The sequence below is a fragment of the Daejeonella lutea genome (assembly GCF_900168015.1).
Taxonomy (GTDB): Bacteria; Bacteroidota; Bacteroidia; order Sphingobacteriales; family Sphingobacteriaceae; genus Daejeonella; species Daejeonella lutea.
Genome location: NZ_FUYR01000002.1, coordinates 597775 through 611796, shown reverse-complemented (window position 1 = coordinate 611796; position 14022 = coordinate 597775). Strand labels below are relative to the sequence as shown.

Sequence of the window (14022 nt, the reverse complement as noted above, 5' to 3'; positions counted from 1 at the left end):
AATAGACTAGAGTGATGCCTGGAACAATTAATCAAGAATACGGCGGGGTTAATTGTTAGTTTCCGTTAAATTTTGCTTGGCGTTTATTTAGGAATGCGTCAACACCTTCTTTAAAGTCCTCGGAACCAAAACATCGCGAAAATTCCTCGATTTCTATTGCGTATCCATTTTTACCTTGTGTCATACCTGCATTGACGGCTTTAATTGCACTTGATATAGCGAAAGGGGACCTGCTTATGATTTTGCCAAGTATTTCTTGCGATTTGGCCAGAATTTGTTCCGGTTCAACTACATGATTGACCAGGCCAGTCCGGAACGCTTCCTCTGCGGTCACCATTTCGGCGGTCATTATCATTTCGAGGGCGCGGCCCTTTCCTACAAGTTGTGCCAGGCGCTGCGTTCCGCCATACCCAGGAATTAGACCCAGGCTTACTTCTGGAAGCCCCATTTTGGCGCTTGAAGAAGCTACACGAATGTGGCATGACATCGCGAGCTCGAGCCCGCCCCCTAAAGCAAAACCATTTATGGCTGCAATAACTGGCTTACTCCCATTTTCAATAAAATCAAATACATTGGTCTGACCATCCTTTGCCAGTTGTTTACCTTCATCAACACTGTATGCAGCAAATTCGGAAATGTCAGCTCCCGCGATAAATGCTTTGGGCCCGGCACCTGTAATAATAATACCTTTGATACCTGAGTCGGCAAAAGCATTGATCAAAGCTTCGTGAAGCTCCGACAGGGTTTCTCTGTTCAAAGCATTTAACTTGCTTTCTCGATTAATCGTTATCGTAAGGATTTGATTGCTTGATTCGAGTAGAAGGTTGTTCATGATCTGTTATAATTGCGAATGGATTAAATGGATAAGAACTAAAATTGTCTGTTCAAATTAACCCATTCAGTGATATAGTTAACAATTTCCATAGTTGTGGTCCCCGGTGGAAATAGCTGCCCAACACCCAGTTCATTCAATGTTTTCATGTCAGCTTCCGGAATTATGCCACCGCCTGTGAGTAAAACATCATTCAGGCCCTTCTCTTTCATGAGCTTCGCAATTTTAGGAAAAACTGTCATGTGTGCTCCTGAAAGTATTGAAACACCAATTGCATCGACGTCTTCTTGCAATGCAGTATTAACCACCATTTCTGGTGTTTGTCGCAAGCCTGTGTAGATTACCTCCATTCCCGCATCTCTTAGCGAAGTAGCGATAATTTTGGCACCGCGATCGTGGCCATCAAGACCGACTTTAGCAACGAGTACACGCAAGGGGCGGTTAGCTGATATTGGCATGGTATAAAAGTACTAAGAAAATCGGATTGTGTTTCGCAGTTATCATACCCAAATGAGAGTGCATGAAGCAAAAATGCGCTTCCAAAACTTAATTTTGCTATTTTTGTACCCTCAAAGTAGGTTATGATTGAAGAAAGAGCATTAAATTTTTTGGAAGAGATTATCGAGGAAGATATTAGCAATGGCAAAAATAACGGTCGTGTGCAAACTCGTTTCCCTCCAGAACCTAATGGTTACCTTCACATTGGTCATGCCAAATCTATTTGCCTGAATTTTGGAATCGCTCAGAAATATAATGGTAAAACCAATTTGCGATTTGACGATACCAACCCTAGTACAGAAGAAACTGAGTACGTTGATAGTATTCGAGAAGATATTCATTGGCTGGGATTCGAATGGGATAAAGAACTTTATTCGTCTGATTACTTCGATCAGCTTTACGATTTTGCAGTCACCCTGATAAAGAACGGTCTGGCCTATGTCGATGACAGTACGGCCGAAGAAATAGCTGCGGCCAAAGGAACACCCACTGAACCCGGAACTCCTACACCTTATCGCGACCGTAGTATCGATGAAAATTTGCATCTTTTCAGCGACATGAAAGACGGGAAATATCCCGACGGAGCGAAAGTTTTAAGAGCTAAGATCGATCTTGAGTCTCCTAATATGCATTTGCGCGATCCTTTGATGTATCGTATTAAGCATGCCCACCATCACCGCACGGGTAATAAATGGTGTGTTTACCCGATGTACGATTTCGCGCACGGGCAGTCTGATGCAATAGAAGAAATTACTCATTCTATCTGCACGTTAGAATTCATTCCGCATCGTCCATTGTACGAATGGTTTATAAACAAATTAAATGTCTTTCCGTCAAAACAATATGAGTTTGCGCGTTTAAACATGAATTTCACAGTGATGAGCAAAAGGAAATTGCTCCAGCTGGTGAACGAAAAATATGTTTCAGGGTGGGATGATCCCCGTATGCCTACTATCAGCGGTTTGCGTCGTCGCGGTTATACACCTTTGTCTATAAGAAATTTCTGTGAGCGGATTGGGGTTGCAAAACGTGAAAATCTGATTGACTTGAGTCTGCTTGAATTTTGTATAAGGGAAGACTTGAATAAAACTGCTCTTCGGAGGATGGTTGTTATGGATCCTGTTAAACTGGTGATCACTAATTATCCACAAGGACAATCGGAAATTATGCACGGCGAAAATAATCCCGAAGCTGAAAATGGCGGTGGCTCAAGGGAAATACCATTCAGTTCAGAAATTTGGATTGAACGTGAGGATTTCATGGAGGATGCCCCAAAGAAATTTTTCCGTCTCGGTCCGGGTTTAATGGTACGGCTGAAAAATGCCTATATAGTGAAGTGTGAAAACTTCATAAAGGACGAAAATGGGCGTATTTCGGAAATCCATTGCACATATATCCCAGAATCAAAAAGTGGCTCTGATACCAGCGGCATTCATGTGAAAGGAACTATACACTGGGTAAGCGTTCAACATGCGAAAACTGCTGAAATTCGTCTGTACGACAGGCTATTTCAGGTTGAAGATCCGTCGAATGAAGATGGCGATTTTAAAGAGTACATAAATCCGGACAGTCTCAGTGTAATAAAAAATGCTTTTATAGAACCAGACCTTGTACATGCACGTCCGGTGCTGGGCTATCAGTTCATACGTAAGGGTTATTTTACCATGGATATTGACTCTACACCCGATAATCTGGTATTTAATCGCACGGTCACACTAAAAGATGCCTGGGCAAAGGAAGTTAAGAAGAGTTGATCAGAGGTATTTTTTGTAAAGGTTAAATAAGACTTTCTTTTCGTCCTCGTTTAACACACCAGTAATTTCTTTTTGAATAAAATGGAGCTGGAATGCTTTGACAGCATTTACCGGATTTTTGACATCATATCCAATAATTCGTAAGCCGTCAACAGGATTAAAGGTGGCGGGTACTGTGTCGGTTATTGCAGCATCCTGCCATAAACCAAAGCCCCTTTCCGCCAATTTTTTCCATGGAAAGGTTACGTTTGGATCAACTTTTCTTCCTGGTGCGATATCGGAATGTCCGATGAAATTGGCGGTAGGCACACCATGCTTCTTTTTAAGAGTGTCAAGAACTGTCAACAAACTACTAATCTGAGATTCAGAGAACGGCTCAAAACCATTGTTGTCAAGTTCGATTCCAATGGACGATGAATTTATGTCCGTAGCATTTCCCCATTTAGCAACTCCGCCATGCCATGCACGTAAGTAATCGTTTAACATATGGTAAACCATTCCATCTCGGCCAATGACGTAGTGAGCGCTAACTTGCGTGGTAGGAACGGTAAATGTTTTAAGGGTTTGCTGGGTGGAATTTTGTGCGGTGTGGTGAATGATAACATAATTCGGTTTCCGCAAGCCAAAATTAACAGTTCCTACAAAATCTTGTCCTGAAGGGTTGACCGGTGTTTTAGTTATGGCTTTGGTTAATTCCTTTGCTTGTTTTTTATAGATCTTATTTGTTGGTGAGTATGGTGAAGATGAACAGGCTGACACAATTGTAACGACGCCTGCGAGCATAAGAAGATGAATTTTTGAAATCATAATGTTTTTTCTGTGGGGCAATTTACTAAAATGAATTTTTTAAAATAGAAGTTTTCTGAAACATCGTTTGCGATTGAAACGTATAGAAATGGTGATTTAGCACCATCATTGTAAAGGTTTTAATCACAATATTTGATGAGGTTATATAGCGCCCTGGGCAGGTTTTGTCTTTGGGTTCTAAAAGGTTTTTTATGTGAGTTGATTGACCTTTGAAAAGTGCTGCCATAGATGTGCAGCACTTTTTTTATTTATTCCGACTGCTGAACTCCGAAACGCACTCACCGATAAAAATCATAAAACAGGCTTGGTAGAATTACCCTTATTGCTTTTTATCTTGCGAAGGAACATCTCGGCCATCGCGGCGGCCTTTCTTTTTGCCTCAATTGCCACAGGACCCTCGAAATATAAATCAACAGTGTCATCAAACATCTCCAACCAACGTTCAAAATGTTCTTCCTCAACTTCCATGGTTGCATGTTTACTAAAAGGGTTACCAATGTACCCCTTTACCCCGAACAGCGCTGCATTCCAGAACAAATACATTTTTTCGAGATGCGGCCCCCAATGTGTAGATAACCGAAAATTAAAAATGGGTGCCAGTAGTTCATCCTGAGCAACCTTTCGGTAAAAATCATCAACCAATTTTTTGATGTCTTCAATTCCCCGGATATCTGTTCTGACGTTCATGTTGCAAAATTACAGAATAACAAGGTCGTATAGGCAATCAGATCAAATCAGTTTGTGCGGCGATGATGTTGCTTTACAAGATCCAGCAGGTCTTCGATAAGAAAAGGTTTTGCGATGTAACTATCTGCCTTACATTTTCTGGCGAGTTCAGCCAGATCGTTAACGGCTGAAATCAAAATAACCGGAAGGTGTGAAGTACCAGGATTTGCTTTTATCTCAAGACATAATTTATGCCCCTTATATGCCCCCAAATTCTCATCTAGCAGGATCAGATGCGGATTAATGTCCTCCAGGCTCTTTATTGGTTCGGCATCAAGTGAAGCAAGCACTTCATAATCTTCGTTTTCAAGAATGAAACCCAAAAGCTCTAGAATGTCGTGGTTGTCTTCTATAACAACAATTTTCTTCTTCATTTATTTGACTTATAATGCAAATATAAGGCTACTTTCAACAAGTCAAATTACCATAATAATCCCCACCAATAACCAGGTATAAACCACGAATATCACTACGTAGTTTTTTGCGACTACTATCATTCTTGAATGGATGACGCGTTAAAGCCGAAGGCTACTTTAAAGATATCGTATATGCGGACCGCGTATTGGCACTGAAGATTCCAAGTGCTCCGTTATCCAAATTACTCTCAGGGTTAGATGGTGCGACAGGAGGGCCGCCATTGCCCCCGATCTGGCTGATTGCGAAATAATATTTAAATACATTTCTATCAATACATTGAATTTCCACATCAACCTTATCTCCAGCTACCACTCCATCACCATCAAATGTAATCAAATCTGACGTTGCGTTACCGTCGCTGAAACGGTCCTCACTTACCTGATCTGCCTTTAGTACTCCGTTAATTTTTACGATATAACGATATTGATTTTGGATTCGCGGCGGATCTTTATAATATATGGATGGATACAATTTCGAGTCTCCAAAGAATGTAAGCTTCTTAAAATTGATAGAATCTGGTTTCACAGCCGCTGGCATTAATGAACTAGCCTTGTAAGTTTTCCCACCCGTAATGACTTCTAAAATATAGCTTACTCCGGGCGTGCCACGAAAACGCTGGCTTTTGTAAGTCCCATCGCCTGTAGATGTGAAAGTATACGTTTGGCTATTGCTAGAGTATACGGTGACTTTAGCCCCCGGAACCCCATTGAACTTAGTCGGCTGATCAAATGCAATAGTTTTCGAAACTTTCACTGTATGTACCTCTGACTGATCACTTATACTTCCCTCAATTACAATTAAAGGTTCTGCCTTTGATAGATCAGCATCTATAACTTCTTCGCACGATGATAAGATCAGGCACATAAGTATTGATGCCAAACTAAAGATGGGGCACATTGTCTTCGATCGGAATATTCTGTTCATAATTAAAACTTAAAGTTCCATGTTATTGATGGAATAATGCCAAATAAAGTGGTTTTAACAGCCTGTGTTTTGGAGCTATCATCCGGATCATCCTGGAAGTTTATCGCGTATGCGTTTTTACGATTATATACGTTATAAAAACCCATTGACCAGCTAGATTGCAATTTCTTTCCAGGCTTGGCTTCCAGAGTTGCGGCAAGATCGAGACGATGATAGTCGGGCATTCGGTCGGAGTTTCGCGCTGAATAATAGAAGTATGTCTGGTTATTAATTTGATATTTTCCCGCTGGGAAGGTGACCGCATTACCAGTGTTATAAACGAATGTCGAAGAGAAAGTCCATCTGGGTCCGGCTTTGTATATACCCACAACTGAAAGATCATGTGTTCGGTCTTGTTTAGCAAAAAACCATTTTCCCTGTTCAAGAGCATCAAAACGACGTTCGGTACGTGAGAGTGTATAACCAATCCAGCCATTCAGTTTCCCAAATCTTTTTTTAATGTAAAGTTCTATTCCGTATGCCCTGCCTTCACCGTAAAGCAGATCGGCTTCAACGTTCCTGTTTCCTCGAAGGTCTGTACCACTTCTGTATTCAATCTGATTTTGCATGGTTTTAAAATAAGTCTCCGCAGAAAATTCGTATTTGTCGTCATTGAAATTCCTGAAATAGCCCAATGCAACCTGATCTGCAACTTCGGGCTTCACATTGTTGCTGCTTAAGATGTAGAGATCAGTGGGTGAACTTGCTGTGGAATTTGACATCAGGTGCAGATTTTGACTATTTCTGGTGAAGGATACTTTCAACGACGAAACACCATTAAGCAAATAGCTGGCTGACAAGCGTGGCTCAAATCTGAAATAGCTTTTTACTAGTTGACCGCGACTGTAAATCTGACTATTGGTTATTTTTCCCTGTGAATCATAAAGATTAAAGGTACCAGGGCCTCGCAGAAAGAAAGAACTAGCCCTAACACCGTAAACAATATTAAACTTATCGTTTATTTCCCATTCATCAGAAATATAGGCAGAAGCTTCATTTCCATTTCTTTTCTCAATAGTTTCTTCGTTCACACTTGAACGTTCATTGGAAGTAATACTGCCTGGTGCTATTGTGTGGTCAATTAAATCTAACCCGAATCTAACATTATGGCTATTATTCAGCGACAACTGGAAATCCTGTTTTAGATTAAGATCCCTGATTGAAGAACTTACTTTAAAGTTGTTTTCTTCAATAAAGTTCTCAATCACATAATTGTAATTGCTATAAATTAGAGAGGTGTTTGAGAATAGTCGGTTGCTGAATAGATGATTCCATCTGAGCGTCGATGTAGCATTGCCCCAGTCGAAACCAAAAGTTTCGTTCAACCCAAGCTCATCACGCCCAAAATATCCTGAAAGATAAATGGTGTTCTTTTTATCAATCTGATAATTTGCTTTGGCGTTTAGGTCATAAAAATATAGTGTGTTTTTGCGAATTGACTCATCTTTTGCGAACGCAAGAAACGCATCAGCATAAGTTCTCCTTGCGCTGATCATAAAAGAACTTTTATCGCTTACGATAGGCCCTTCCAATTTAAGTCTGGAGGATATGAGGCCAATGCCCCCCTCAGCGGTAAATTCTTTTTTATTTCCATCGTTCATGCGGATATCAAGTACCGATGACAACCTCCCGCCATATTGAGCGGGCATTCCACCTTTATAAACACTGACATCTTTGATGGCGTCCGAATTGAAGGTCGAGAAAAATCCCAGCAAGTGTGAAGCATTATAGACGGGTGCTTCATCAAGAAGTATTAAATTTTGATCTGCTGATCCGCCCCGAACATAAAATCCACTATTTCCCTCACCGGCGGACTTAATTCCTGGAAGAAGCTGAAGCGTTTTTAATACATCGCGTTCGCCGAAGATCACGGGCACATTTCTTATCTCGCTTAAGTTCACTTTCGCAATACCCATTTGGGCGCTTACAACATTGTCATTTCTTTTTTCAGATGTGACAACAACTTCGGCAATGCTATTTTCAGGCACAAGATTGATGTCAATTCGTTTATCTGAGTCGACTGTAATTGAACGGGAAAATGTACGGTAGCCGATATAACTTACTGTCATCGTGTAATCGCCAGGATCAAGCTTATATGAGAAAAATCCGTAGACATTTGTGCTCGTGCCATTTTGCGATTTGTTACTAAATTTTATGGTTACCCCAATAAGCGTTTCTCCTGAAAGAGAATCCGTTACAACACCATTTATTGTGAAACTGTCCTGTGCCAGACTGCCTTTAGTGGCAGCTAGAATAAATAGAAATAGAAAAATAATATATTTCAATTGAAAAAGATTTAAGAGCTCGAGATAAGATATACGTTTATTCTGTAAATCCAGTTGGTTAAACGATCAATAGGGTACGAGATTGTCAAAGGTAATCTCTGATCAGCATTAATTTATTTTATCGTATTCATACTTACCTTTAATATGGAAATTAAGAAAACGTCCTTTCGAGCCGGCTCTTTTTAATGCCTTATAGACATGTGCCGGCACATTTTTATAATCATAAACTAATCCGGAAACAAATGTAACCCTTAAAACGAGCTTTTCCGGAAAGTAATTGACTGTATCTACAACGGTCGAAGGCATTTTCTTAAAGGTATGTATCAAATAATACTAAAAAACAATGCCAAACCAGCAATAGGAAATCCTAGGGAACAATGCTTACTTTTATCATCCTTAAAACCATATTATGAAGAATTCATTCAAATTAATATTGATCCCGGTACTCCTGCTTGCAGCGGGTTTTAATTCGTGTTCAACCAGCTCGACTGAAGGGGACAAGTCAAAAGATAGTTTGGAGGCCTATGTTTCCGAAAGATTACCAATTTATGCAAAGGTTAAACTGACCACAGATATTCAAAAACTTACTGAAAATCAACGTCAGGTTTTGCCTTTACTTATTCAAGCAGCCCAGGTTATGGATGAGCTTTTCTGGGCACAAGCATATCCTCAGCGAGACAGCCTCCTTGCCACAATTAAGGATGAAAAAACAAAGGAATTTGTGTTGGTGAATTACGGCCCATGGGACAAATTAAATGGTAATAAACCCTTTGTGTATGGGATTGGCCCCAAACCAGAGGGTTCCGGTTTCTATCCTGCTGATATGACAAAAGAGGAGCTGGAGAAATCTGATATTAAGGACAAGCGTAGTTTATATTCTATGGTTCGCAGGGATTCGGCAGGAAAGCTTTATACTATACCATATCATATTTATTTCAAAGACGGACTCAAAAAAGCGTCCGATCTGTTGAAGAAAGCTGCTGAATTATCTGACGAACCTCAGCTTAAAAACTATCTGAGCTTGCGTGCAGAAGCATTAGTCACAGACAATTACAACCCGAGCGATTACGCATGGATGGATATGAAGGACAATGGACTTGATATTATAATCGGCCCAATTGAAAATTATGAAGACGCACTTTTGAACGCAAGAGCTGCTTTTGAAAGTTATGTGCTGGTCAAGGATCGTGAATGGAGTCAACGCCTGGAAAAATATGTCGGGATGATGCCCGAATTGCAGAGAGGCCTGCCTGTGGATTCAAAATATAAAAATGAAACCCCGGGGACTGGGTCTCAGCTTGCTGCATTTGACGTAGTTTATTATGCCGGAGATGGAAACTCTGGCGGTAAGACAATTGCCGTTAACCTTCCGAACGATGAAGTAATTCAACAAAAGAAAGGTACACGCAGATCTCAACTAAAAAATGCTATGCGTGCAAAGTTCGACAAGATCATGATTCCGATATCTGAAGAGCTCATAGATAAGGGCCAACAACAACACTTGAATTTCGACGCTTTTTTTGCAAACGTCATGTTTCATGAGGTAGCACATGGTCTTGGCATTAAATCAACTATTACGGGGAAGGGCTTCGTTAGGGAGGCACTCCAGGAACAATCCTCCTGGCTGGAAGAAGGAAAAGCCGATATCCTTGGCTTATATATGGTAAGCAGCCTTTTGAAAAAAGGTGAACTTACCGGTGATATAAAAGATTATTATACCACGTTTATGGCGGGAATTCTTCGATCTGTCCGTTTCGGAGCGAGTGAATCTCACGGTAAAGCAAATATGCTTTGTTTCAATTTCTTTAATGAAAAAGGAGCCTTTGAGCGAACTGCGGAAGGGCGATACAAAGTTAATTACGAAAAATTCGCGAGCGCTATGAATGAGCTAAGCAGCAAGATTTTAAAACTGCAGGGTGATGGCGATAAATCAGCAGTTGAGAAGGTTCAACAAGAAATGGCGCTCATTCACCCGGAGCTGCAATCAGACCTTGACAAGCTTGGAAAAAAGGGAATTCCGGTAGATGTTGTGTTCGAACAGGGTATTGACGTACTCGGGTTGAAATAATTATAAAGAATCAACTATGCTGGCAACGATATCCTTAGAAATTGGTTTACTGTAAAACTTGCGAATGCAGGGGTGGTTTTCAAGCCTGTTCTTGTCATTTTCATTTATGGATGAGCTAAACATAAATATCGCGTAATGTGAACGAATGCTTTCAGGAAGTTGTTCAAAAGCTTCTACAAATTGAAACCCGTTCATAACTGGCATTTGAATATCGAGTACAATAATGGTAATAGGTTCGGTGGTGTTTGGGTCGGAGTTTTTTATCGCCTCGTAAGCCTCTGTCGCCTGAATGTAAGATTTTACACTAGAAAAGGTTCCGGTATTTTGTATGATTTTTTCGCCAATGAAACAATCAAGCTGGCTGTCATCAATTATAATAAAATGTGGAAATGGAGTCAACATCTCACTTGTTTTGAATTACCACTCTAAACCTGGTACCCTTATTAATTTCTGAATCTACATCAATTTTTCCATTAAGCTTTATCACTGCGGCTTTCACATTATATAAACCAAAACCAGATCCAACTTCCTGTGAACTGGCGCGGAAAAACATGTTAAAGATATCACCTATATAATTCTGGTCAATTCCAACACCATTATCGATAACCTCAATGACAGCTTTCCCGTTTTCTACAAGAATCTTAAGCTCTACTAGCTTCTCTTTATTTTCTTTTTTCTGGTACTTGAATGCGTTTGATAAAAGATTATTTAATATAAGTTTGATTGAAACGTCATCACCCCTAAACGTTTCTTTCTGCTCGATACTTTTACTAAACTTTACATCGCTTACCAGATAAGTAAAGTTAAAAATTCTTATCTGCTCATCAACGATTTCTTTAAAATCAATTTCTTTAATTTCAAGTTCACCACGATTAAGGTTATAATAGTCATGAATACTTTGGATAAAGTCGTCTAAATTTCTTACAGACTCTTTCATTAATAGAAGCATTTTCCGGATTTCAGTAATGTCTTCCATATGCTGAGCAGCTTCCACAGCCCCGAGTATGCTAAGCAACGGCCCCCTCATATCATGAGTTACGCTATAAGAAAACTTGTCGAGCTCATTATAAGCTTTCTGCAGTTCTTCATTCTTGACCGCAAGTAATGAGTTTGAAACGTAGAATTTATTTGCTTCATTGATTGCTGCCAGTATATCGGCATCTTTCCATGGTTTTTTTACATACCTGAATACATTTCCCAGGTTGATGGAGTCAATTACAGAATCGATGTCTGAATATCCGGTAAGCAAGATGCGGATTGGTTTTGGATAACGGCTGCGGATCTCCTCAAAGAATTGAACACCTGTTTTTCCAGGCATCCGCTGATCACAGAAAATAACGCGAATATCGGGATGCGAATTTAAATGTTCCATAGCATCAGTTGCATTAACAGCAATCATGATGTTATAGTTTATCCGAAATGATGCCTTAAAACCGGTCAGATTATTAATTTCATCATCAACGTAAAGTATTTTTATTTTCTCTTGTTTTTCCACTTAGTTATCTTCTTCTATGGATTCAAAGACTATAGGCAACTCCAGGACAAATTCTGAACCTACTCCCGGAGTACTGTTAATCTGAATTTCACCCTGATGTCTTCGAATTGTATTATAGGCGATGGACATACCCAGCCCAGTGCCTTCCCCCACATCTTTGGTGGTAAAGAATGGCTCAAAGATCTTTTTCTTCGTACCTTCATCCATACCAATCCCGTTGTCTTCTATTTTGATGATCACCTTTGTATCCGTGCTAACGGTACTTATTTTCAACACACCCCCTTCACGCTCTCCAAATTTTTTATTTATCGCATATATCGCATTTGATAAAATATTAAGGAATACCTGATTAAGTTTTCCCGGATAACATTCGATAAGCGGAAGATCTCCATATGACTTTTCAAGCTTTATTTTGTTGCTCAACAAGTTATTAATTACGATGAGAGTGGAGTCCAAACCATCGTTCATATCAGCTTTTTTAAGGTCATCTTCATCCAGGCGGGAAAAGACACGCAAACCCTTCACAATTTCTGACGTACGGGATGCTCCTTCCTGGATTCCTTTCAGCAACTGGCTTATTTCCATTTTGAGATAATCATAGTCCAGTTCCTCTTTTTGCTCGTCTATTAAGCGTTGTTTTTCCTCGACAGGAAGATCCGACAAACCAATTTTTTCCATTTCCTGAATAAAATCTATTAGGATGTCCACATCCCGGTTAAGCGGTGTTATGTTTGAAGTAACAAAGTTTATTGGATTATTGATCTCATGCGCTATGCCCGCGGTGAGCTGGCCCAGCGAAGCCATTTTCTCCGCTTCCACAAGTTGACCTTCTGCCTCCTTAAGATCAATTAGAGTCTGATTCAATTCCGTATTCGCCTGACTTAATTCGTACGTACGTTCGGTTACCTTAGTTTCAAGAATTACGTTTTGTTCACGAATTATCCGTTCATTTTCTTTTAATGCCTGGAGAGTCTGCTCCTGCGACTTTTCTTTTTCCCGTTTGAATGTATTGATTTTGTCTGCCAGTGCGAATGCAAGTAAAACTACATCTAATGCGGTTCCACCTTCTTTTGTATAATTTGTAAAGTTATTATAGGGTACAATTCCAAGGTTCCTTAAAACGAACAGCAATAAGCCGGTAAAGAACAAAGTAAATGCGAGCAGAAACAATTTAGCCGGGCGATATCCTTCAAGAGAAAGGGATATTGTCACGATAAACGTTATGAAGACAGTGGAAATCGCAGCAAAATCGATTGCCCTGAAACTTGCCTGATCAAAACCCAGTAACCTTAAAATAACTGCAACTGAATACAAGAGAATTGACAGATAAATGAAGCGATGCATTCTCGGAGAATTCTCTTTTGTTTGCAGAAAATTCATCATGAATAAATTTCCTGCAATACCAGCAAGACCAGGGAAGATTACGATTCCCAGATGATTTAAATCAGGATGATCGAATAATATGAGCCGATATGTGTAACCGCTCAGGGTAATTGAACTCAGTCCAATAAACAAACTGTAAAAGACGTAGTAGAGATAACTTTGATCCCGGACCGATAAGTAAATGAAAAAGTTATAGATGATCATGACCAGAATCAGGCCCATAAACAGTCCCCATGCCAGGTCATTTGTGAGAAGATTTTCGGCCATCACCTTTGGAGTGCCAAGTATAAGTGGCAGCACCATTTGTTCTGTGCTCTTAACTCTCAAAAAGTAATCCTTTGTCGCACCCGGTGGCACATACACGTCGAACAAGAAATTTTGATGTTGATATTTTCTGTGGGAAAACGATGTATTGTAACTCAATTTTTGGACTCGGCCGTCGCTCATAGAATAGAACTCAGCCTTGCTAAGCATTGGGTATTCAAGCGCGAGAATTATATGATCCTGATCGCTTTCGTTTCTGATCGAGAACTTTAACCAGAAGTCGGAACTGCTTAATTGAAGATTTGGAATTTCCACAGTCGAGGCCACGAATGCCTTTGATTGTCTAACCTCTGCTAATTCGAGTCTATTAGATGAATCCTCTAGAATTGAGACGTGGTTGCCTATTACAATGTTCTCACCCTCGAAAATTACAGGCGATTGTGCCGAGACGTTTACAGAAAAGAATAATAAAATCGAGAACAGGATGAAAAGACCACTTTTCCTCATTGATTGCTGCTGGTCATTTAAAA

13 protein-coding genes are annotated in these 14022 nt (G+C 40.0%); 2 read left to right on the top strand and 11 right to left on the bottom strand.

Features of this window, described 5'->3' with window-relative positions; genetic code table 11:
* Positions 1-55: 55 nt before the first annotated feature.
* Positions 56-832, bottom strand: a complete 777-nt coding sequence (locus B5X60_RS11800; protein WP_079702888.1) for an enoyl-CoA hydratase/isomerase family protein — start codon at positions 830-832, stop codon at positions 56-58.
* Between the two features lie 38 nt (positions 833-870).
* Positions 871-1290, bottom strand: a complete 420-nt coding sequence (locus B5X60_RS11795; protein ID WP_079702887.1) for a cobalamin B12-binding domain-containing protein — start codon at positions 1288-1290, stop codon at positions 871-873.
* Positions 1291-1413: 123 nt separating this feature from the next.
* Here B5X60_RS11795 and B5X60_RS11790 point away from each other — a divergent pair, with 123 nt between their 5' ends.
* On the top strand, positions 1414-3084 hold the full coding sequence (locus B5X60_RS11790; protein ID WP_079702886.1) for a glutamine--tRNA ligase/YqeY domain fusion protein: 1671 nt from the start codon (positions 1414-1416) through the stop codon (positions 3082-3084).
* Here the strand turns inward: B5X60_RS11790 and B5X60_RS11785 are convergent, their stop codons facing one another.
* The 6 genes from B5X60_RS11785 to B5X60_RS11760 all read right to left on the bottom strand — a co-directional run bounded on the left by B5X60_RS11785 (position 3085) and on the right by B5X60_RS11760 (position 8588).
* Positions 3085-3891: an N-acetylmuramoyl-L-alanine amidase gene (locus tag B5X60_RS11785; RefSeq protein WP_221406240.1), complete on the bottom strand. Its 807-nt coding sequence runs from the start codon at positions 3889-3891 to the stop codon at positions 3085-3087.
* 291 nt (positions 3892-4182) lie between these two features.
* Entirely contained in the window at positions 4183-4578 is a 396-nt protein-coding gene (locus B5X60_RS11780; protein ID WP_079702885.1) for a group III truncated hemoglobin, read from the bottom strand.
* Positions 4579-4625: 47 nt separating this feature from the next.
* Positions 4626-4991: a response regulator gene (locus B5X60_RS11775; protein ID WP_079702884.1), complete on the bottom strand. Its 366-nt coding sequence runs from the start codon at positions 4989-4991 to the stop codon at positions 4626-4628.
* A gap of 154 nt (positions 4992-5145) precedes the next feature.
* Entirely contained in the window at positions 5146-5958 is an 813-nt protein-coding gene (locus B5X60_RS11770; protein ID WP_079702883.1) for a DUF4249 domain-containing protein, read from the bottom strand.
* Between the two features lie 2 nt (positions 5959-5960).
* Positions 5961-8282: a TonB-dependent receptor gene (locus tag B5X60_RS11765; RefSeq protein WP_139377463.1), complete on the bottom strand. Its 2322-nt coding sequence runs from the start codon at positions 8280-8282 to the stop codon at positions 5961-5963.
* A 108-nt stretch (positions 8283-8390) separates the two neighbouring features.
* The gene (locus B5X60_RS11760; protein ID WP_079702881.1) at positions 8391-8588 is read right to left on the bottom strand and encodes a KTSC domain-containing protein; all 198 of its coding nucleotides are present in this window, start codon (positions 8586-8588) and stop codon (positions 8391-8393) included.
* 103 nt (positions 8589-8691) lie between these two features.
* Between B5X60_RS11760 and B5X60_RS11755 the strand changes: the two genes are divergently transcribed.
* The gene (locus B5X60_RS11755; RefSeq protein ID WP_079702880.1) at positions 8692-10350 is read left to right on the top strand and encodes a dipeptidyl-peptidase 3 family protein; all 1659 of its coding nucleotides are present in this window, start codon (positions 8692-8694) and stop codon (positions 10348-10350) included.
* On the opposite strand, the gene B5X60_RS11750 is transcribed toward B5X60_RS11755, so the two are convergent.
* Genes B5X60_RS11750 through B5X60_RS11740 form a run of 3 tightly spaced genes read right to left on the bottom strand, consistent with a single transcriptional unit; the run spans position 10351 to position 13999 of the window.
* Positions 10351-10752, bottom strand: coding sequence for a response regulator (locus tag B5X60_RS11750; protein ID WP_079702879.1), 402 nt, complete (start codon positions 10750-10752; stop codon positions 10351-10353).
* Position 10753: 1 nt separating this feature from the next.
* Positions 10754-11845, bottom strand: coding sequence for a hybrid sensor histidine kinase/response regulator (locus B5X60_RS11745; protein ID WP_245803514.1), 1092 nt, complete (start codon positions 11843-11845; stop codon positions 10754-10756).
* Positions 11846-13999, bottom strand: a complete 2154-nt coding sequence (locus B5X60_RS11740; RefSeq protein WP_079702878.1) for a sensor histidine kinase — start codon at positions 13997-13999, stop codon at positions 11846-11848.
* Positions 14000-14022: the final 23 nt, after the last annotated feature.

Coding starts and splice junctions, on each gene's coding strand:
- B5X60_RS11800 (WP_079702888.1), bottom strand. CDS start 832: ATGAACAACCTTCTACTCGAATCAAGCAATCAAATCCTTACGATAACG.
- B5X60_RS11795 (WP_079702887.1), bottom strand. CDS start 1,290: ATGCCAATATCAGCTAACCGCCCCTTGCGTGTACTCGTTGCTAAAGTC.
- B5X60_RS11790 (WP_079702886.1), top strand. CDS start 1,414: ATGATTGAAGAAAGAGCATTAAATTTTTTGGAAGAGATTATCGAGGAA.
- B5X60_RS11785 (WP_221406240.1), bottom strand. CDS start 3,891: ATGATTTCAAAAATTCATCTTCTTATGCTCGCAGGCGTCGTTACAATT.
- B5X60_RS11780 (WP_079702885.1), bottom strand. CDS start 4,578: ATGAACGTCAGAACAGATATCCGGGGAATTGAAGACATCAAAAAATTG.
- B5X60_RS11775 (WP_079702884.1), bottom strand. CDS start 4,991: ATGAAGAAGAAAATTGTTGTTATAGAAGACAACCACGACATTCTAGAG.
- B5X60_RS11770 (WP_079702883.1), bottom strand. CDS start 5,958: ATGAACAGAATATTCCGATCGAAGACAATGTGCCCCATCTTTAGTTTG.
- B5X60_RS11760 (WP_079702881.1), bottom strand. CDS start 8,588: ATGCCTTCGACCGTTGTAGATACAGTCAATTACTTTCCGGAAAAGCTC.
- B5X60_RS11755 (WP_079702880.1), top strand. CDS start 8,692: ATGAAGAATTCATTCAAATTAATATTGATCCCGGTACTCCTGCTTGCA.
- B5X60_RS11750 (WP_079702879.1), bottom strand. CDS start 10,752: ATGTTGACTCCATTTCCACATTTTATTATAATTGATGACAGCCAGCTT.
- B5X60_RS11740 (WP_079702878.1), bottom strand. CDS start 13,999: ATGAGGAAAAGTGGTCTTTTCATCCTGTTCTCGATTTTATTATTCTTT.